The sequence below is a fragment of the Pseudoalteromonas sp. OF7H-1 genome, assembly GCF_022347825.1.
In the GTDB taxonomy this organism is placed as follows: domain Bacteria; phylum Pseudomonadota; class Gammaproteobacteria; order Enterobacterales; family Alteromonadaceae; genus Pseudoalteromonas; species Pseudoalteromonas maricaloris.
In genome coordinates this window covers 42,660-62,833 of record NZ_JAKRFX010000018.1, presented here as the reverse complement: position 1 = coordinate 62,833, position 20,174 = coordinate 42,660, and the positions used below count along the sequence as shown (strand labels likewise).

The 20,174-nt window shown below is 43.7% G+C and carries 25 protein-coding genes; 15 read left to right on the top strand and 10 right to left on the bottom strand.

Features of this window, described 5'->3' with window-relative positions:
* Positions 1–87: 87 nt before the first annotated feature.
* The 3 genes from rpsI to zapE form a co-directional block, all read right to left on the bottom strand.
* Positions 88–480, bottom strand: a complete 393-nt coding sequence (gene rpsI, locus MHN30_RS19190) for a 30S ribosomal protein S9 (protein WP_161796706.1) — start codon at positions 478–480, stop codon at positions 88–90.
* Positions 481–488: 8 nt separating this feature from the next.
* Positions 489–917, bottom strand: coding sequence for a 50S ribosomal protein L13 (gene rplM / locus MHN30_RS19185; protein ID WP_010376694.1), 429 nt, complete (start codon positions 915–917; stop codon positions 489–491).
* A gap of 354 nt (positions 918–1,271) precedes the next feature.
* A complete protein-coding gene (zapE, locus tag MHN30_RS19180) occupies positions 1,272–2,360 on the bottom strand; it encodes a cell division protein ZapE (RefSeq protein ID WP_130165057.1) in 1,089 nt (362 codons plus the stop codon).
* A 123-nt stretch (positions 2,361–2,483) separates the two neighbouring features.
* Here zapE and MHN30_RS19175 point away from each other — a divergent pair, with 123 nt between their 5' ends.
* The 3 genes from MHN30_RS19175 to MHN30_RS19165 all read left to right on the top strand — a co-directional run bounded on the left by MHN30_RS19175 (position 2,484) and on the right by MHN30_RS19165 (position 5,589).
* Complete coding sequence (locus MHN30_RS19175) at positions 2,484–2,939, top strand: YhcB family protein (RefSeq protein WP_010376689.1); 456 nt, start codon at positions 2,484–2,486, stop codon at positions 2,937–2,939.
* 115 nt (positions 2,940–3,054) lie between these two features.
* Complete coding sequence (locus MHN30_RS19170) at positions 3,055–4,407, top strand: DegQ family serine endoprotease (protein ID WP_010376687.1); 1,353 nt, start codon at positions 3,055–3,057, stop codon at positions 4,405–4,407.
* A gap of 102 nt (positions 4,408–4,509) precedes the next feature.
* Entirely contained in the window at positions 4,510–5,589 is a 1,080-nt protein-coding gene (locus tag MHN30_RS19165; protein WP_039492907.1) for a trypsin-like peptidase domain-containing protein, read from the top strand.
* Positions 5,590–5,650: 61 nt separating this feature from the next.
* Here the strand turns inward: MHN30_RS19165 and murA are convergent, their stop codons facing one another.
* Genes murA through MHN30_RS19130 form a run of 7 tightly spaced genes read right to left on the bottom strand, consistent with a single transcriptional unit; the run spans position 5,651 to position 10,308 of the window.
* Entirely contained in the window at positions 5,651–6,910 is a 1,260-nt protein-coding gene (murA, locus tag MHN30_RS19160) for a UDP-N-acetylglucosamine 1-carboxyvinyltransferase (protein ID WP_017219046.1), read from the bottom strand.
* A 12-nt stretch (positions 6,911–6,922) separates the two neighbouring features.
* The gene (locus tag MHN30_RS19155) at positions 6,923–7,180 is read right to left on the bottom strand and encodes a BolA family protein (RefSeq protein WP_039492911.1); all 258 of its coding nucleotides are present in this window, start codon (positions 7,178–7,180) and stop codon (positions 6,923–6,925) included.
* Between the two features lie 5 nt (positions 7,181–7,185).
* On the bottom strand, positions 7,186–7,491 hold the full coding sequence (locus MHN30_RS19150) for an STAS domain-containing protein (protein WP_039492913.1): 306 nt from the start codon (positions 7,489–7,491) through the stop codon (positions 7,186–7,188).
* Positions 7,478–8,164, bottom strand: a complete 687-nt coding sequence (locus tag MHN30_RS19145) for an ABC transporter substrate-binding protein (RefSeq protein WP_045987633.1) — start codon at positions 8,162–8,164, stop codon at positions 7,478–7,480. The genes MHN30_RS19150 and MHN30_RS19145 overlap by 14 nt, the downstream gene beginning before the upstream one ends.
* Before the next feature lie 2 nt (positions 8,165–8,166).
* A complete protein-coding gene (gene mlaD / locus MHN30_RS19140) occupies positions 8,167–8,712 on the bottom strand; it encodes an outer membrane lipid asymmetry maintenance protein MlaD (RefSeq protein WP_010376676.1) in 546 nt (181 codons plus the stop codon).
* Positions 8,713–8,725: 13 nt separating this feature from the next.
* Entirely contained in the window at positions 8,726–9,505 is a 780-nt protein-coding gene (gene mlaE, locus MHN30_RS19135; protein ID WP_010376675.1) for a lipid asymmetry maintenance ABC transporter permease subunit MlaE, read from the bottom strand.
* 2 nt (positions 9,506–9,507) lie between these two features.
* A complete protein-coding gene (locus MHN30_RS19130; protein WP_010376674.1) occupies positions 9,508–10,308 on the bottom strand; it encodes an ATP-binding cassette domain-containing protein in 801 nt (266 codons plus the stop codon).
* A 174-nt stretch (positions 10,309–10,482) separates the two neighbouring features.
* Between MHN30_RS19130 and MHN30_RS19125 the strand changes: the two genes are divergently transcribed.
* The 12 genes from MHN30_RS19125 (at position 10,483) to mgtE (ending at position 20,115) form a co-directional block, all read left to right on the top strand.
* Positions 10,483–11,442: a calcium/sodium antiporter gene (locus MHN30_RS19125; protein ID WP_010376669.1), complete on the top strand. Its 960-nt coding sequence runs from the start codon at positions 10,483–10,485 to the stop codon at positions 11,440–11,442.
* 9 nt (positions 11,443–11,451) lie between these two features.
* Positions 11,452–12,423, top strand: coding sequence for a KpsF/GutQ family sugar-phosphate isomerase (locus MHN30_RS19120; protein ID WP_343224352.1), 972 nt, complete (start codon positions 11,452–11,454; stop codon positions 12,421–12,423).
* The gene (gene kdsC, locus MHN30_RS19115) at positions 12,423–12,974 is read left to right on the top strand and encodes a 3-deoxy-manno-octulosonate-8-phosphatase KdsC (RefSeq protein ID WP_239360766.1); all 552 of its coding nucleotides are present in this window, start codon (positions 12,423–12,425) and stop codon (positions 12,972–12,974) included. Before MHN30_RS19120 ends, kdsC begins: the two co-directional genes overlap by 1 nt.
* A complete protein-coding gene (gene lptC, locus MHN30_RS19110) occupies positions 12,971–13,525 on the top strand; it encodes an LPS export ABC transporter periplasmic protein LptC (RefSeq protein ID WP_017219042.1) in 555 nt (184 codons plus the stop codon). Before kdsC ends, lptC begins: the two co-directional genes overlap by 4 nt.
* Entirely contained in the window at positions 13,515–14,057 is a 543-nt protein-coding gene (lptA, locus tag MHN30_RS19105; RefSeq protein WP_039492922.1) for a lipopolysaccharide transport periplasmic protein LptA, read from the top strand. The genes lptC and lptA overlap by 11 nt, the downstream gene beginning before the upstream one ends.
* Entirely contained in the window at positions 14,057–14,782 is a 726-nt protein-coding gene (gene lptB / locus MHN30_RS19100; RefSeq protein ID WP_039492925.1) for an LPS export ABC transporter ATP-binding protein, read from the top strand. The genes lptA and lptB overlap by 1 nt, the downstream gene beginning before the upstream one ends.
* Before the next feature lie 46 nt (positions 14,783–14,828).
* Positions 14,829–16,328 carry an RNA polymerase factor sigma-54 gene (locus MHN30_RS19095; RefSeq protein WP_039492928.1) on the top strand — a complete coding sequence of 500 codons (1,500 nt, stop codon included), beginning with the start codon at positions 14,829–14,831 and terminating at the stop codon, positions 16,326–16,328.
* Positions 16,329–16,357: 29 nt separating this feature from the next.
* Positions 16,358–16,645 (top strand): ribosome hibernation promoting factor, encoded by a 288-nt coding sequence (hpf, locus tag MHN30_RS19090; RefSeq protein ID WP_010376661.1) that lies wholly within the window; start codon positions 16,358–16,360, stop codon positions 16,643–16,645.
* Position 16,646: 1 nt separating this feature from the next.
* On the top strand, positions 16,647–17,105 hold the full coding sequence (gene ptsN, locus MHN30_RS19085) for a PTS IIA-like nitrogen regulatory protein PtsN (protein ID WP_010605936.1): 459 nt from the start codon (positions 16,647–16,649) through the stop codon (positions 17,103–17,105).
* A complete protein-coding gene (rapZ, locus tag MHN30_RS19080) occupies positions 17,098–17,964 on the top strand; it encodes an RNase adapter RapZ (RefSeq protein ID WP_010605937.1) in 867 nt (288 codons plus the stop codon). Before ptsN ends, rapZ begins: the two co-directional genes overlap by 8 nt.
* Positions 17,965–18,234: an HPr family phosphocarrier protein gene (locus tag MHN30_RS19075; protein ID WP_010376658.1), complete on the top strand. Its 270-nt coding sequence runs from the start codon at positions 17,965–17,967 to the stop codon at positions 18,232–18,234.
* A 522-nt stretch (positions 18,235–18,756) separates the two neighbouring features.
* Complete coding sequence (mgtE, locus tag MHN30_RS19070) at positions 18,757–20,115, top strand: magnesium transporter (protein WP_039492930.1); 1,359 nt, start codon at positions 18,757–18,759, stop codon at positions 20,113–20,115.
* The last annotated feature ends 59 nt before the right edge of the window (positions 20,116–20,174 follow it).

The following is a 20,174-nucleotide window of genomic DNA, read 5'->3' as shown; positions in this document are numbered from 1 at the left end:
TAACTCGAGAGATGGATGTGCATAGGAGATGCTAAAAACAAAAAACCCAGCATAAGCTGGGTTTTTGAATTCTTGAAACGTAATAAATTAACGCTTAGAGAACTGTGTCTTCTTACGTGCTTTCTTAAGACCAACTTTCTTACGCTCAACTTTACGAGCATCGCGAGTAACAAAGCCAGCTTTACGTAGAGCTGGACGTAGAGACTCGTCAAACTCCATTAGTGCACGTGTGATACCGTGACGGATAGCACCCGCTTGACCAGTTGTACCACCACCTGCAACAGTGATGTATAGGTCAAACTTTTCTGTCATTTCAACTAGCTCTAGAGGCTGACGAACAACCATGCGAGAAGTTTCACGACCGAAGAACTCTTCTAAAGAGCGCTTATTGATTACGATGTTGCCAGTGCCTGGGCGTAGGAATACGCGAGCACTTGAACTTTTACGACGACCTGTACCGTAGTATTGATTTGCCATGATAGTGCTCCTTAAATGTCTAGAACCTGAGGCTGCTGTGCAGCGTGGTTGTGCTCGTTACCAGCGTAAACTTTAAGTTTACGGAACATTTCACGACCTAGAGGACCGCGAGGTAACATGCCTTTAACCGCTTTCTCGATGATCATTTCAGGCTTTTTAGCTTGAAGTTTCTCAAAGTTGATAGACTTAAGGCCACCTGGGTAACCAGAGTGAGCATAGTACATTTTATCCTGAGTTTTGTTACCAGTTACAGTAACTTTCTCAGCGTTGATTACGATGATGTAATCACCAGTGTCAACGTGTGGAGTATACTCAGCTTTGTGCTTACCGCGAAGGCGACGAGCGATTTCAGTAGCGATGCGACCTAAAGTTTTACCTTCAGCGTCAACTACGTACCAGTCACGTTTTACAGTTTCTGGTTTAGCAACAAACGTTTTCATTATAAAAATCCAAAGTTTTCAATTTTAAAACCACAGGCAGTCCTTGGACTACCGCTCTACTTGTATTTGCTTTAACCCCTTCGAGTTTAAGACTTTTATGCCGCTCAAGTCAGTGGCTAAGCCGACGAGGGCAATAGAACGCAACGTGGCAGGCCGCGGATTATAGCAAGCCTTCTGGGTGAAAACCAGCGCTTGGTGCTTTTTTCTACAAGAAAATCGGAAGAATTTCGAAAAAAATAGAAAAGGCAAAAAATCCAACGAAATGACGACGTGTGCGTGACAAGGACTCGTTCAAATAGGATATTTACAAACACCCACACCGAACAAGTCCTCTTAACAAAAAAGTAATTGCCGTTAGGCTAAATGCTCTCTTGCTAAATATTCATGGGATTGCATTTCTTGCAAGCGGCTAATGCAGCGTTTGAACTCAAAACTCAATGTACCTTCGGTATAAAGTTCAGTAATAGGCGCTGCAGCCGAGATGATAAGCGTCACATTGCGCTCATAAAACTCATCGACGAGCGCAATAAAGCGCCTTGCCGCGTCATCGTTTTGCTGACCCATTTGCTTCACATTAGATAGAATCACGGTGTTATATAAGCGACTGATCTCCATGTAATCCACTTGCGAGCGAGCGGTTTCACATAGCGCTGGGAAATCAAACATAACAATACAATCAGACACCATCCGAGTTTGGATCATCCGACCTTCAATCTCAATCGCCTGTCCGGCTTTACCTGGCTCCGGAGAGAGTTTGTTAAAGTAGTCGAATAAGTTTTCATCCGCTTGTTTATCAAGTGGGCTGTGAAAAATTTCCGCTTGCTCCAACGTGCGCAAGCGATAGTCAATACCCGAGTCCACATTGACTACCTCAGTATTGGCTTTTACCAACTCAATGGCTGGTAAGAATCGCGCACGCTGCAAGCCATTTTTATACAAATCATCAGGCACAATATTCGATGTGGCCACTAACACGATACCGCGCGCAAACAGCGCCTGCATTAATCCACCCAGTAACATGGCATCGGTGATGTCTTGCACGAAAAATTCATCGAAGCAGATAATGTCAGTTTCAGATTTGAAGGTATCAGCGATGCTTTCCAGAGGGTTTTTCACTTCATTAAGCTTTTTCAGCTCTGCGTGAACACGATGCATAAAGCGGTGAAAATGCACTCGCATTTTACGCTCCGTCGGCAAGGCATCGTAAAAGGTATCAACCAGATAAGTTTTACCACGCCCTACTCCACCCCAAAAGTACAACCCTTTCACTTTTGGCGGCTCAGCTTTACCAAACAAGCGCGAGAAGAAGTTTTGTTTGACCGGGGGCTGATTGATAAGGTCGTCATACAGTCGCTGTAAATGCTTTACGGCATTTTCTTGCGCGCTGTCATATTGAAAATCATCACGTTGTAGATCTTGCTGATATTTTTCCCAAGGCGTCATCGACTTAAATATTTTTTTACGATTTGTTTGTAGGTTATATTAACACGACTGTATTCACAGCGTATATTTAACTCTAACAGAGTTTTAATTTTATTTGCCGTTGAGGCACACAGGGAGAAACCTATGACTACCGTTACTTGGCTTGGATTACTGATCATTGTTGCCATTGCTGCATTCTTTTTAGGTGGCTTTGTAACGAAAAAGCAGTTCAAACACGACGAGCTGGAAGTGCAAGCACAACAAGCTAAACACGACCTTGAGCAATATCGTCAAGACGTATCAGATCACCTAGCTAGCACCAAAAAGCTAGTAAATAAAATGCAGGATAGTTATCAACAACTGCTTACCCATGTGGAAGAAACCAACCAACTACTGACACAGGATCGCCCATCTCATCCTGCGGATCCTTTTTTCTCGAAAGAAACCACAGAACAACTACAAGCTTCTCTTCAAGCGCGCCCAGAGAGAAGACGTAAGCAAGATCCAAGTTTTGAGGCACCACCGAGTGACTATGCCGAAGGTGAAACTGGGTTATTTTCTGGTCAAAAAAAAGAAAGTGAGCAAATTAAAGCCTCTTGATGAAACTTTTTGTTGACCCCATAGTCTTTAAAAGAAGTTATTGATTACTCATAAGGGGCTAATTATCAGCCCCTTATGACTTATATTAACGCTAATAGCGGAGTACTTCACGACTATGAAATTTAAACTATCTTTGTTATCGGCCGCTTTACTTTCTTCTAGCTTATTGCTGTTACCGCAGCAAAGCATGGCCAAACTTCCTGTTGCCGTAGACGGCCAACAACTACCAACGCTAGCACCTATGCTCGAAAAGGTCGCCCCGGGCGTTGTTAGTATCCAAGTAAAAGGTGCTAAAGAAGTGCGTCGCCGTGTCGACCCTTTCGACTTTTTCTTTGGACAACCGCAGCCTCGTAGCCAAAAGCGCCCTTTTAGTGGCCTCGGCTCAGGTGTCATCATCGATGCAGATAAAGGCTATGTCGTTACAAACAATCACGTTATTGATGATGCAGACGAAATGCTTGTCACTTTAAAGGATGGCAGAGAATTTGAGGCCAAATTAATCGGTAGCGACGCCGAATCTGATATCGCATTGCTACAAATCGACGGCGAAGACCTAACAGAAATAAAACTCGCTAATTCAGACAAGTTGAGAGTGGGTGATTTTTCCGTTGCTATTGGTAACCCATTTGGATTAAGTCATACCGTCACCTCAGGAATAATCAGTGCACTAGGCCGTAGCGGCTTAAATATCGAAGGCTATGAAGACTTCATCCAAACAGATGCGGCAATCAACCAAGGTAACTCAGGTGGTGCGCTAGTTAACTTAAACGGCGAACTCATTGGTATCAACACTGCTATTTTAGGCGCGTCTGGCGGTAATGTAGGGATCGGCTTTGCTATTCCATCAAACATGATGAAAAACCTAGTGGATCAAATTGTTGAGTACGGAGAAGTTCGTCGCGGTTCATTGGGTATATTGGGTCGTACCTTAGATGCTGGTCTTGCTAAAGCACAAGGCTTTGATGTTAAGCGTGGTGCTTATGTCATGCGCGTAGTGGAAGATTCTGCAGCGGACAAAGCGGGTCTGAAAGCCAATGATGTCATTGTCAGCCTCAACGGCGACGACATTGAAAGCTTTAATGAACTCCACGGTAAAGTGGCTACGATGGGTGAAGGTCGTGAGGTACGACTTGGTGTTTACCGTGATGGCAAAACCAAATTTATCGACGTAGAGCTTGGTGGTAAGCAAGAAGAACAGGCGAATGCAGAGGATGTACATCCAAACCTACGAGGCGCGGTACTAGAGAGTGGCGAGCGCAATGGCAATGAAGGTGTCGTCATTACCTCAGTAGAACCTCGCTCACCAGCTGCACGCGTTGGCCTTGAAGAAGGCGATGTGATCATGCAAGTGAATCGCCAACGTGTCACTAGTGTTAAAGATATGTCTAAACTAATTAATGGTATTAAAGGTAATATCGTACTTGGGATTAAACGCGATCGCGAGACGGTTTTCTACCTCATTCAGTAACGAAATAGACAAATATTAAAAATGAAACACAGCGAAACTTGTCGCTGTGTTTTTTTTTGTGTCATTATTAGCAGTATTAGATAACGATAAATATAAGCTCTTGTGTTCAAATTAATTAAATTCATTTTTCCACCGCTGCTTGCCGGACTTGGGATCGCTTTTATCATCATTTGGTTTAATCCTGAGCTAAGGGATAACTTGCCAAAACTTGAGGCCCCACATATTCAGGCCCATCATATGAGTTTTGCTGATGCTGTAGAAAAAACAGCTCCAGCGGTCGTGACGATTTTTTCCGAGGGCTTTAGCAATCAGCCAAGATATCAGCGCCAAAGCACGGTTAGAGAACTTGGCTCTGGCGTAATCATGAGCCGAGATGGCTACATACTGACAAACTATCATGTGGTGAACAATGCCGACCAAATCATTGTGCTTCTTCCTGATGGCCGCCAGTATAGCGATACGCAACTGATAGGCTTTGACACGATTACGGACTTAGCTTTATTAAAAATTCCAGCTGAGAATTTGCCTGTCATTCCTATCGATCATGACTACTCACCACGTGTTGGGGATGTGGTGCTCGCAATTGGTAACCCATTGAACATTGGACAAACCATTACGCAAGGCATTATCAGTGCTACAGGCAAACAGACTCTCACAGAAAGCCAGTTCAATAATTTGCTGCAAATGGATGCCGCGATTAATGTTGGTAATTCAGGTGGTGCCGTTGTCAATTCTAATGGCGCGCTAGTTGGCATTACCTCTGCACAATTTCGCACGCGTTTGAATATTGATATCCAAGGTATCTCTTTTGCGATCCCTTATGATCTTGCAATGGACGTCATGCATAAACTCATTATGGATGGCAGAGTGATCCGAGGCTACCTCGGCTTTAGAGGCACGCCAGTTGACAATACAGGTAAAAGCGTAACGGATCTCTACACACCAATTGTCGGCCTTGCTGTGAGCGAATTAGACCCGCTAGGTCCCGCATGGCAAGCTGGCATGAAAGAGCATGATATTGTGGTTAAAGTAGGTGGAGAGCCTGTGACTAATCCGCAAAGGACATTGAAGACGATTGGCAACACTGCGCCTGGTACTAAACTCGAGTTTGAAGTACTCAGAGGTGGTCAGCGCCTCACCATTACTGTGGAAGTCGCTGAACTCGAAACAGGACTGTATTAAGCAAAGCAAAAAGCGTCCAGAGGGACGCTTTTTTGTTTTTTACCAATTCGCTTAATTAAGCTCAGGTTTTACGGCGTTTTATATTTGCACCTAACCGACTTAGCTTATCTTCTATCTTCTGATAGCCCCTATCAACGTGATAGATGCGATCGACTATGGTTTCGCCTGTTGCCACAATACCCGTTAGGATAAGACTCGCTGAAGCGCGTAAATCGGTTGCCATTACCTGCGCACCAGATAACGACTCAGTCTCACCACAGATTGCAGTGTTGCCTTCTAAACGAATATTCGCGCCCATACGCTGTAGCTCTGGTACGTGCATAAAACGGTTTTCAAAGATAGTCTCTGTGATTGTCGCGCTCCCTTCAGCCACCACATTTAATGCGGTAAACTGAGCTTGCATGTCTGTTGGAAAACCAGGATGTGGCATAGTTTTGATATTAACGGCTTTCAAAGCGCGTTGACGCATATCCACATAAATACTGTCTTCACTTACCTCCACAATCGCATTGGCGGCGCGTAGCTTTTCAAGCACAGGTTCAAGGCTATGATAATCCGTGTTTTTACACAGCACTTCGCCTTTTGCCATTGCCGCAGCAACCAAAAAGGTCCCTGTTTCGATGCGATCAGGAAGGATTTTATGCTCACAACCATTAAGACGCTCAACGCCTTCTATCTCAATTCGGCTCGAACCTGCACCGCTGATCTTGGCACCCATGGCAACTAAGCATTCAGCTAAGTTAATAATCTCTGGCTCTCGCGCAGCATTATCTATCACAGTTTTACCATCGGCGAGGGTTGCAGCCATCAGTAAGTTTTCAGTAGCACCAACGCTGACGGTTTCCATAAAGATCTCGGCGCCCCGAAGACGACCTTCGGTTACCGCATGGATATAACCATTTTCAACTTTGATCTTGGCGCCCATTTTCTCAAGGCCTGAAATATGCAGATCGACTGGACGAGCACCAATAGCACAGCCTCCCGGTAGGGATACTTGCGCTTGACCAAACCTTGCGACTAATGGGCCTAACGCCAGTACCGACGCACGCATTTGCTTAACGAGTTCATAAGGTGCAAGCACGCTATTTACCGTTGCTCCGTTGATTTCTAAGATATCGCCGTCCCACTCAACTTCAGCGCCCAGTGTTTTTAATAAGGCTTCAGTGGTACCTATATCGCGTAAGTGCGGTACATTAGAAAAACGACTTTTACCATCGCCAAGCAGAGCAGCGAATAAAATAGGTAGGGCTGCGTTTTTAGCCCCTGAAATAGTGACTTCACCGGCTAAAGTGGTGCCACCTTGGATAACAAACTGATCCATTGCGGCACTCCGTTATTGTGGAAGAATAAATTTGCGCTCTTTTTGCCATTCATCAGGTGTGAATGCACGAATACTAACAGCATGGATGGTGCCGTCTTTAATAGTATCCATCAGTGGGCCGTAGATCAGCTGTTCTCTTTTCAGCCTTCTTAATCCGTCAAAACACGTTCCAACAGCAATGACTTCGTAGTGACTACCATTAGCTTTAACGATGATCTCGTCAAGCGATAGTGCATCTCTCAATAAAGTTTCGACTTGATTTGTTTCCATTAGACTCACTCAAATAGGGTTGTCACCTGCCCCAACTCCATTAAATTTTGCAGTTGCTCAGGCGTATTTTTCAGCTCGAGACGAATGTCGCGCTGTTTCAATTGACCTAAAGAGTGAATTAACCAAGCTAAGCCCGCGGTGTCAACCCTTGTCACCTCAGAAAGGTTAAAATAGACGGTTGATTGTGCATTTTTCAACACTTGAACGATGGTCGACTGTTTCAGTGCGCTTGGTAAACTCGCTCTCGTAAGTTCACCAGTTAACACGATTTCACCTTTACTTTCGGTGAATGAAATACTAGGCGTCACCATCATCTCCTCTAAATTGCACCGGAAGCTTGCTCTTCTTATCTAACAGTTGGATCACATGCTCAATACCCTGCTGGCGTAAAATACCATGTAGCTCCGATTGTTTGGCATCGAGTAAACTAATGCCTTCCGCCATCATGTCAAAAGCACGCCAGTCACCGTCTTGACCGCGTCTAACTTTGAAATCAATTTTGATATCAGGCTTACCAGGCTCTACAATTTTGGTCTTAACAACCACCACACCTTCATTCTCAAATGGGCGATGCTCACCAAACTCTACCTTTTGGTCTTTATATTGAGTAAATACACCAGCATAAGTCGCTACCAGGTAATTTTTGAATACCTCAATAAACTCTCTAATATGCTCGACAGCAGCAGCTTTCTCCTCTTTACTTTCAATGTTGCGAACCTTTTGAATATAAGAACCTAATACACGATACGCAGCATATTTGTAATCAATGTACGGCAAGAGCTCTTCTTCTACGATAACGCGTAAGTGTTCTTTGTCTTTTTCAATGATGTTTTGCTCTTTCGTAACACGCTGAAAAGTTTGCGCCGCAACTTGCTCCACCATTTTATAAGGATCGCTTGAGTCCACTTCTTTCGCCTGAACCAATGCGGTAGCCATCAATGCTACAAGCAAAGTCAGACATTTTGCATAGATGTTTTTTAACATATTTACTCGCTCCCTTGATTAAATAGGAACTGACCAATTAGCTCTTCTAATACCAGTGCCGATTTTGTATCTGTGATCATATCACCGTCTTTTAGCGCTTTTGTTTCCACACCAAAAAGAGACTCAAGATCAACGCTATCTTCACTCGTTACCTCCTGACCAAGACATTTTTGTTTCGCAGATTCAGCAGCAATAACGGGAGAAATACCTAAGTATTGCTCTCCCAAAATGCCCGAAGTCAAAATCGAAACCGACGACGTATCGGAAAACTGACACTCGTAGTTTTTATCTAAACTCATTGAAACTACCGGCACAAACTCTTGTGGATGGATGTGAATTCCATCAACACGACCAATCACAACCCCACCCACCTTAATTGGGGCGCGGGTTTTCAACGAACCTATATTTTCGAACTTAGCATGCAAAGTGTAAGTTTCACCATTGCCGCTTAAGCCTGAGTTAGCTACCTTTAGCGCCAACATAACAAATGCAGCAATGCCCAATGCCACGAACAACCCAACTAAAATTTCTATTTTCCGTGTATTCATTTTTTAAAACCTTTTAACTTGAGAACATAACCGCTGTTAATACAAAGTCAAAGCCAAGTACAGCCAGTGAAGAATGTACTACCGTCTCTGTCGTCGCTTTACTTATTCCTTCAGAAGTGGGAATACAGTCATAGCCTTTGTATAGCGCGATCCAAGTTACTAATAGTGCAAATACGAAACTCTTAATAAGACCATTTAAGATGTCTTGTTGAAACGACACTTGCGATTGCATAATTGACCAGAAGCTACCTGAATCTACGCCTAACCAATCAACCCCCACCAAGTGTGCGCCTAAAATAGCGATCGCAGAGAATATCAATGCGAGTAACGGCATACTAATAAAACCGGCCCAGAAACGAGGAGCAACCACGCGTTTAAGCGGGTCTATCGCCATCATTTCTAAACTAGATAATTGTTCCGTAGCCTTCATCAAACCGATTTCGGCAGTTAACGCACTGCCTGCACGTCCTGCAAATAAGAGTGCGGTTACCACAGGGCCCAGCTCTCTAAGTAAACTCAAAGCAACCAAAGGTCCAAGGCTATCTTCAGCGCCATACCCAACTAACACGGTATAGCCTTGTAATGCCAATACCATGCCGATAAATAAACCAGACACCATAATAATCAACAATGATTGATGGCCAACCATGTAAAGTTGCTTAATCAACAGCGGCGTGCCTTTTCGGAAATTAGGTAAGCTACATAGCGCACCAAAAAGCATTGTTGTGGCACGGCCAAGTGCAGCAAAACGGCTGAGGGTTTTGTGGCCTAGTTTTTGTAAAAAGTCGACCATACTCACTCTCCTTGCAACAGCGCTTGCTGATAATCAGGCGCTTTAAAGTGGAATGGCACAGGCCCATCCGCAAGGCCTTGTAAGAACTGCTGCACTAATGGCGATTCATGTTCAAGCATCTGCTCAGGGGTTCCTGTACCAATCACACCTTGCTCAGCAATAATAACGACGTGATCGGCAATGCTCAGCACTTCAGTAACGTCATGAGTGACTATCAGCGACGATAATCCCAACACTTCATTAAGGGACTTAATCAAGCGAACTAGAACACCCATGGAGATCGGGTCCTGACCTGCAAACGGTTCATCGTACATAATTAATTCAGGATCAAGTGCGATAGAACGCGCTAAAGCCGCGCGTCTTGCCATACCGCCAGAGAGCTCTGCCGGCATTAAATCTTTTGCACCACGAAGACCAACCGCTTGAAGCTTCATCAGCACCACTAAACGGATTAGTTCTTCAGATAACTCGGTATGCTCGCGTAGAGGAAATGCCACATTGTCAAACACGCTCATATCGGTAAACAAAGCACCGCTTTGAAATAACATACTCATGCGCGTTCGAGCTTGATACAAAGCTGCTCGTGACATGTTAGGGATACTGTTTCCAGCAAAAAGAATATCACCGCTATCAGGCTTAAGCTGACCACCGATTAAACGCAGCATGGTGGTTTTACCAATGCCACTCGGTCCCATTATTGCGGTAATTTTACCCTTTGGTACGGAAAAGCTCATGTTTTTGTAGATGATCCTTTCACCCCGAGAGAAGGTTACATCCTTGATTTCTACAATTGACTGCGACAAGTCGCTCTCCAGATCCAGACTATATTCATCCAAGTATGATACTTTTTTTTCAAACAAGATGGAAAATCGTTTTGGTAAAATTTTGTAAGTAGTGAAATGTAACGGTTTGCTTATACTTTCCAGAGCGCTTTTGGTAGTATCTATCGAAATTTTAATCCTATTGGCTAGAGGTTCATGGTTTTATCGTTTGTTATTCTCATTCTTGGCTTTATTGCACTGGTTTGGAGTGCTGACCGCTTTGTTTTTGGTGCGGCCGCTCTTGCACGAAACTTTGGTGTGCCAACATTAATTGTTGGTTTAACTATCGTGGCCATGGGTTCTTCAGCACCAGAAATGATGGTTGCTGCGCAAGCCGCTCTTGCAGATAAAACAGACACCGCCGTGGGCAATGCCATAGGTTCTAACATCGCCAATATCTTACTCGTTTTGGGTCTCACCGCGTTATTAAGACCACTCTCCGTAGGCTCTGGTATTTTGCGCCGCGAAATGCCGCTGTTAGTCATCGTTTCATTGGCTGCTTGGTATATCGTTAGTGATAATCACTTTAGTTTCGTAGAAGGTGTTTTGTTATTAGTCGGTTTCGCCGCTTTTCTTCTTGCACTTATCATTATCACCAAGCGTGGTGGTGGAGATAATGATGACCCATTTGTCAGTGAAGCCTGTGAAGAAGTGCCAAATAATATTCCAACTCAAAAAGCCGTTTTCTGGTTAATCGTGGGTATGATTTTACTGCCTATTAGCGCAGACTATCTCGTTGGCGCTGCGGTTGATATCGCCAAATATTTTGGCATGAGTGACCTGCTAATAGGATTAACCATTATCGCCGTTGGTACTAGTTTACCCGAGCTTGCGGCATGTGTTGCTGGCGTACTTAAAAAAGAAGACGATCTAGCGCTTGGTAATATTATTGGCTCGAACATTTTTAATATATTGGCCGTGCTATCCATTGCTGGGATCATTAACCCATCTGTCCTCGACGCCAATATTGCGTCACGTGATATATTTATTATGCTTGGCGCGACACTGCTGCTTATCCTAATGAGCCTCAGCTTAACAGGTCAGCGCCGCATCAACCGCTTGGAAGGTGGCATACTTGTCGCAAGCTTCGTCGGTTATATTTACTACATCATTTAAGGAAGCCTTGTGACAACGAACCTATTTATTGACTCTGCAAATCAAGTTTTTGCTACTGAACTTGCAGCAATAGAAGAAGTGCAACAGTTTGTTGATCAACAATTTGTAAAAGCCTGTGAAATTATGTTTGGCTGCCAAGGTCGCATCATCGTGATTGGCATGGGTAAATCAGGCCACATCGGTAACAAAATCGCAGCGACACTCGCAAGTACTGGCAGCCCCGCATTTTTTGTTCATCCAGGTGAAGCAAGTCACGGCGACTTGGGTATGATCACCAAAGACGATGTGGTTTTGATGATCTCCAACTCAGGGGAAACCCAAGAGGTGATCTCTATCCTACCTGTGATTAAGCGTTTAGGTGCCCCGGTAATCTCTATGACGGGCAACCCGAGCTCTACAATGGCTCGTAATGCGACAGTTCACCTTTGTGTTAGAGTATCGAAAGAAGCCTGCCCATTAGGACTTGCACCCACGGCCAGCACCACAGCTACGCTAGTGATGGGCGATGCGTTGGCGGTTGCGCTACTTGAAGCCAGAGGCTTTACGGCTGATGATTTTGCGCTTTCTCACCCTGGCGGTAGTTTAGGAAGGCGTCTACTACTAACCGTTGCTGATATCATGCATCAAGGGGATGCAATCCCTATGGTCAATAGTCATTGCACAATTAAAGAAGCTTTATTTGAAATGTCAGCTAAAAGTTTAGGTATGACGGCAATCGTAGATGAAAGCTCGCAATTACAGGGTATTTTTACCGATGGTGACTTGCGCCGTATTATCGAACAAAAGGTCGATATTCACACCACCCCAATCACGCAAGTAATGACGGCTAAAAGTACGACTGCACGCGCCGATATGCTCGCAGCTGAGGTACTCAATATCATGGAAACCAAACGAATTAATGGCTTGATTGTGGTAAACGAAAACAACATCCCGGTTGGCGCCTTGAATACGCAAGATTTACTTAGAGCGGGAGTGCTGTAATGCAATTTGAAGATTTATATCAGACGATTTCACCTAAAGCTTGGGAAAAAGCAAAACAAATCAAATTATTGATTTGCGATATTGATGGCGTATTCTCAGACGGCCGTATATACCTTGGTAATAATGGTGAAGAACTGAAAGCATTTAATACCAAAGATGGGTTTGGTATTAAGGCCTTAATTGATAGTGGTATCGAAGTCGCCATTATCACTGGTAGGCATTCACAAATAGTTCAGCAACGCATGACTAGTTTAAATGTAACTTATATTTACCAAGGCCAAGAAAACAAGTTAGTGGCATATGATGAATTGAAGACTAAGCTCAACCTTAGTGATGACGAAATTGCGTATATTGGTGATGATGGTCCAGACCTACCCGTAATGGAACGAGTCGGTTTTGCCGTTGCCGTCAATGATGCACATCCTCTTGTTAAACATATCGCCCATTACACGACCTTGATGCCTGGTGGTTTTGGTGCAGTGAGAGAACTGACTGATCTTCTAATGCTCAGCCAAAATCACTTATTGACTTCCAAAGGATCAAGTACATGACCGTATTACGTGTCATCTTACTCATTGTTTTCGCTTCTTTAATGGTATGGATGTGGTCGCCCATGTTTAATCCATCAGAGGCGGACTCAGCAAAAGAAGATGAACCGTTAGCTAAGCCCGATTATGTTGCAACCACGCTTCAGCAAACGACCTATAGTGAAAATGGCTTATTAAACTATCAAGTAACTGCTGATAAGATGGAGTTGTATCAAGATCTTGGCTTTAGTCACTTTGAAAAGCCTATTTTCACCTTATATAACGGTGAGCAGAATTGGCAAATAAGTGCATTAGAAGCAACACTGTACGAAAACAATACCTTGATACTGGAAGGCAATGTGCTGGCAAAAAATTTAACGCCTAACGCCATGATCACCGATATCAATGCCGATAATGTAAGAGTTGAAATTAAGCAAAAATTGATGAAATCGGAACACCCTGTCGTTATCACCGGTCCTAGTCTTAGGATCACGGGTAAAGGGCTGCATGCGGATCTACAAAAGCAAGTGATCGAACTCATCAACCACACAAAGACAATTTATTATGACCAGTAAAATCATTAACAAACTAGTTTTCATCGGCTTGCTTGCAAGTTCTACTTTAGCAAATGCTGCAGAACAAAATGAAGTCATTATTGATGCTGGCCGTCAGCAAGCTCAACTGCAAAGCAACATCGGTATTTTTGAACAGAATGTTGTTATTATTCATGGCAACAGAAAAATAAATGCCGATCGCCTAGAAGTCCACCGCCGCGCGGAGCTTGGTACTAACAAGCAACTGCTTGTTGCAACTGGCAGCCCAGCTATTTTCAGCGAACGTCAACCTGATGGTAATTTGCTAGAAGCCAAAGCAAACGAAATTCGTTACGACGTTGCGAAAGGCACCTTAGTCATTTCTGGCGATGCGGAAATCAATCAAACTGGGCAAAAAATCAATGCGCAAGTCATCACCTATGACATTGAAAAGCAATTGATCAGTGCTGAGCGCTCAGACCAAGAAGATTCTCGGGTAAGAACCATCCTTGTTCCTGTTGATGACAAAAAAGACGCAAAAGATAAAAAAGCGCAGGAAGAAGGTAACAATTAATGAGCGAGCTCAAAGCAACTGGTCTAGCAAAGAGTTATAAAGGTCGTGAAGTCGTCAAAAATGTTGGCTTAAGTGTTAAGGCTGGCAGCATTGTAGGCTTATTAGGACCAAATGGTGCAGGTAAAACCACTACGTTCTACATGATTGTAGGGTTAGTACCAAGCGACAAAGGTTTTATTCAGATTGATGATGAAGATATCACTTTGCTACCGATGCACAGCCGCGCGCGACTTGGTATTGGCTATCTACCGCAAGAGTCTTCAATCTTTAGAAAACTCACGGTCTATCAAAATTTGATGGCGATTTTAGAAACTCGAAAAGACTTATCTAAAGTTGAGAGAGAAGCTGAACTAAACGAGTTACTTGACGAATTTAATATTCAACACATTCGCGACTCACAGGGCATGGCATTGTCGGGAGGCGAAAGAAGACGCGTAGAGATTGCTCGCGCTTTAGCCGCTAATCCTAAGTTTATCCTGTTAGATGAACCTTTTGCTGGTGTTGATCCTATTTCGGTGTTAGATATAAAGACAATCATAGAGCACCTAAAAAACCGCGGTATCGGTGTGCTAATCACCGATCATAACGTTAGAGAAACGCTGGACGTATGTGAAAAAGCCTACATCGTTTCACATGGTGAGTTAATCGCTGCAGGCACGCCAGAACATGTTTTGGCAGATCAAACCGTAAGAGATGTCTACCTAGGCGAACAATTCAAGCTATAGTTAAGACGTAGTATTAATAACTGTTAAAAAGGATTGTTAGAGATACATGAGGCAATCATTACAGCTGCGCATGGGGCAGCAACTTACAATGACTCCACAACTGCAACAAGCCATTCGCTTGCTGCAGCTTAGTACATTGGATCTGCAACAAGAAATACAAGAAGCATTAGACAGCAATCCATTGTTGGAAGTGGAAGAAGGTGATAATACTGACGGCGAAAACGCTGACCAACACAGCCAAGAAAAGAGCAGTGCTGACGACAATCAAGATTCAAGCGATGAAGCGCAGGTTAGTGACTATGAAATAGACTCAGATACCGCCATGAGCAAAGACACTGTCAGTGATGACCTTGCCATGGATGTCACTTGGGATGAGTATATGAGCGCAGCACCCGCTGCAAGCTCAGGCCCACTTCCCGATGACGATAATGTTTATCAAGGGGAAACCTCTGAATCTCTCCACGACTATCTCATGTGGCAACTTGAGCTGACACCATTTAGTCCAACAGATAGAGCGATTGCGATTGCGATTATTGAAGCGGTCGACCTGTCAGGCATTTTAACACTGTCTTGCGAAGACATTTTAGAAAGCATTAATGATGAAAGTAGCGAAGAGCCTATCGAGCTGGATGAAGTCGAAGCCGTGCTCAAACGTATTCAGCTTTTCGATCCTGTCGGTATCGCAGCGCGCAGTTTACAGGAATGCTTGTGTATTCAGCTAAATCAATTCGCCCCAGATACACCATGGATTGCCGAAACGAAAATGATCCTGACAGAGCATATCGACTTGCTTGCCAGCCGTGACTATCGAACTTTGGCTAAGAAAACGCGCCTTAAAGAAGCCGATCTCAAAGAGGTCATGACGTTAATTCATAGCCTTAACCCAAAACCAGCGGCAAGCATTATTCATGAAGAGCCTGAATATGTGATCCCTGACGTATCAGTGAAAAAAGTAAAAGGTCGCTGGGTCGTAGAGCTAAATCCTGATGCTATGCCTAAAATAAGAGTAAACGACCATTACGCTGCGATGTCTAGAACGGCGAAATCCAGTACGGATAGTCAGTTTATTCGCTCACATTTACAAGAAGCAAAGTGGTTTATTAAAAGCTTAGAAAGCCGAAATGATACATTATTAAAAGTTACCAATTGCATTGTGCAACAACAACAGGCATTCTTTGAACATGGCCCCGAAGCAATGCGCCCTATGGTGCTAAATGATGTTGCTGAAATGGTTGAGATGCATGAGTCCACAATTTCCCGTGTGACAACACAAAAATACATGCATACACCTCGGGGAATATTTGAGCTGAAGTATTTCTTCTCTAGCCATGTAAGTACAGAAAATGGAGGTGAGTGCTCCTCTACAGCAATTAGAGCACTTATCAAAAAGCTGATAGCTGCAGAAAATACCGCGAAGCCATTGAGTGACAGCAAAATTGCAGATATCTTAGCTGAGCAAGGAATTAAGGTAGCGAGACGTACGATTGCAAAATATCGTGAATCCCTAGCCATTCCACCGTCAAATCAGCGTAAAAGCTTGATATAAGACGTAAAACCCAAGAAGGAAAAATGCTTATGCAACTAAATCTAACTGGTCGCCATGTAGAAATTACTGACTCATTAAGAGACTATGTCACCAACAAGTTTGCGAAGCTAGAAAGGCACTTTGATCATATCAATAACGTGCATGTGATCCTTGATGTCGAGAAACTAGTACAAAAAGCAGAAGCAACATTACACGTAAACGGCGGCGAGCTATTTGCATCAACAGAGCATCAAGATATGTATGCCGCAATTGATGGCCTTATCGACAAGCTAGATCGTCAAGTTATTAAACACAAAGAGAAGCTCACTCGACACTAAGATGAAATTAAGTGAATTAGTGAACAAGGACTGCAGTAAAGCTGCGGTCCTTTTTAATAGCAAAAAACGTATTTTAGAATACATCAGCGAACTGGCTCATAGCCAAATTCCAAATACCAGTCAGCATGCTATCTTGGACGCTTTAATGGCGCGAGAGAAATTAGGCAGCACAGGGATCGGTAAAGGCATTGCCATTCCCCATGGTCGACTTGAAGGTTTGGATAAAATCCTTGCAATGGTGCTTGTCAGCGAGCAAGGGATCCAGTTTGAAGCCATAGATAAGCAGCCTGTCGATATTTTTGTCGCGTTCATCGTACCCGAAGGTGATAATCAACAGCACCTGAAGACCTTAGCGGCGATTGCTGATACACTCAAAGACAAGTCTTTCTGCAAAATGCTTAGGCAAGCAAAAAGTGACGATGAGTTATATGCAGTGATCCAAGGTGAACTTGATGAGTGATGAAGAAAAAGGACTCGAGCTTATCATTATCAGTGGCCGCTCAGGCTCTGGTAAATCTGTAGCGCTTCGAGTATTGGAAGACTTAGGCTACTATTGTGTAGATAACATTCCGGTCAATTTGCTGCCGTCTTTAGTCCGCAGCGTTTCGGACAATTATAATAAAATAGCAGTCAGTATTGATGTCAGAAACTTACCTAAAGAACAGGACGAGTTTAACGACATTCTTGAATACTTACCAGGCTTTGCCAAACCTACCCTGTTTTATTTAGACAGTGACGATCAAACCCTGATAAAACGCTTCTCAGAAACACGCCGTTTGCACCCTCTTTCACTGCATAATCTTCCACTAGATGTTGCAATAAAGAAAGAACGGGAATTGTTAGACGTATTGATCACTCGCGCCGATTTTCTCATTGATACTACAGGCCTGAGCGTTCATCAACTTGCAGAAGATATCCGTGAAAAAATCTTAGGTAAAAAAGACAAACAACTCATTATTACCTTTGAATCTTTCGGCTTTAAACACGGCATCCCAAAACAAGCGGATTACGTTTTTGATGCGCGCTTTTTGCCCAATCCACATTGGGAGCCTGAGCTTAAGCCGCTAACTGGCTTAGATCAGCCAGTCAAAGACTATTTGTCGAGTCACAGCATAGTGCAAAAGTTTACTTGGCAGATCCAAACCTTTGTACAAACTTGGTTACCACACTTAGAGCGTAACAATCGCAGTTATCTAACGATTGCAATAGGATGTACAGGTGGGCAACATCGCTCGGTATACTTAGCGCAAACCATTGGCGAGCGTTTTGCTAAAACCCATCCAAACGTCAAAATCCGCCACCGTGAGCAAGAGGGTTAAATGTTAGAAGATACGTTTTTAATCCAGAATAAACTCGGCCTGCACGCCCGAGCGGCAACAGTTCTTGCACAATTAGCGACCCAATTTGATGCCGAAGTGACCTTATATCAAGGAGACAAAAGTGCAGCTGCTGACAGCGTACTAGCGCTGTTGTTACTTGAAAGCAGCCAAGGGAAAGAAGTCCGAGTGGTTTGTGAAGGTCCTGATGCTCAGTATGCACTAGACGCCATTGGCGGACTAATAGAAAATAAATTTAATGAATCCGAGTAACTTGGGCTACTAGCACCAAAATAGCACTAAGGTCTGATTCATTTATTCCCTGCTAATCTCCCCCTCCGTAACCAGACAGGTCTAATACCAATTAGTCTTAATACTTACTCAGTTTGAAGGAGCAAATCTGACGCTAACTGTGTTAAAAATCTCCCATTTTGAACAACTAAATAGCAAAATTTTCGCCGTGTTATCGACAAGATTTTCTCGCTTCAAAATAGATCACTTAATTAAGCGAATTGGTATAATAAGTCTCTCATAATTAAGCGTAAACCTTGGTAGTTCTCAATAAACTGAGTTACACTGTAATACCAATTTAGGTTTCTTTCGTGCAGTAAAGCGAGTTGCCGAGAAAATCCAACTTTATCGTTGCGTACACCTTTGACGTGTATTAACGGTAGCAACCCACCAGCAGAAACAACACGAATAAAATTCAAATTAAGAAATTGGTTTCTGCGATAAAGTAAATGAATTAGGTTAACTAAATCACGTTAGCCAACATTATTATCAAAAAGGATGCCTATGCCTGAAGTATTTGAACAAGACTACACACTGGAACAACTCCAAAAGGTAACTAAAGCCTTAAACAGTGGTCAGTTTGTTCAAGTTAGGCGTATGCTCGCAGAAACAGCTCCTTGTGACACAGCACTGCTTTTAGAATCATCTCCTCATAAAGTTCGCTCTATGCTGTGGCAGCTCGTTGACCCAGATATCCAAGGGGATGTCTTAGAGGAACTGTCAGAGGACGTAAGACTTGGGATCATCGCCCAGATGGAGCCGGAGCTAATTGCTGCCGCTACAGAAGACATGGACGACGATGACCTTGGTGATGTCCTAAGAAGCCTGCCTGATACCGTCTACCAAGACGTTATCGGTGCGATGGATAGCCAAGATAGAGAACGTGCGACACAAGCATTGTCCTACAAAGAGCACTCGGCCGGTGCGCTAATGAGCACCGACACGGTCACTATTCGACCCGATGTTACCTTAGAAGTTGTATTTAGATATCTACGTCTTAAAGGCGAATTGCCAGACGGTACGGACGAGTTGTATGTAGTTGATAAAGATAACTGCTTTTTAGGCACGCTGCCTGTCAATACCTTATTAACTAAGTCTCCTGACAGTATGGTTCGAGACTTGATGGATGAAGATAAGGAAACGATCCCTATCTCCATGGATGAGTCTGAAGTGGCGCAGCTTTTTGAGCGTCATAACTGGATCTCGGCTCCTGTAGTTGACGATAACGCTCATTTGCTTGGTCGTGTCACCATTGATGACGTTGTTGACGTCATCCGTGAAGATGCTGAGCACAGCTTGTTAAGTATGGCAGGTCTTGAAGATGAAGAAGACACCTTTGCGCCAGTTCTAAAAAGTAGCCAGCGCCGCTCTATTTGGCTTGGGATTAACCTGTTAACCGCATTGATGGCTGCGTTTGTTGCAAGCTTCTTCGAAGGTACTCTGGATATTTTACCTATTCTCGCAGTGTTAAATGGCATAGTACCAAGTATGGGTGGCGTTGCCGGTAGCCAAACGCTAACCCTAGTGATTCGTGGTATTGCCCTTGGTCATATTAACCAGACTAACCAAAAGTTTTTAATGGGTAAAGAGCTGGCGATCGGCGCCTTAAACGGCGTGCTGTGGTCAGTATTGATCGCTGGGGTTATTGCTGTATGGCAATGGGATTTTACACTCGGTGCAGTTATTGCCTTCGCAATGTTTATGAACTTAGTCGCAGCAGGTATCGCGGGTGCCAGTATTCCAATTATGCTAAAGAGAATGAATATCGACCCAGCACTAGCTGGTAGTGTGGTACTAACAACGGTTACCGATATTGTCGGGATCTTTGCATTCCTTGGCACCGCAACTTGGTTATTAGTGTAACAGTGTCGAAATGGCGGGAAATGCTGGTCAAAACCAGCATTTCTTGAGCTGATGAAGGG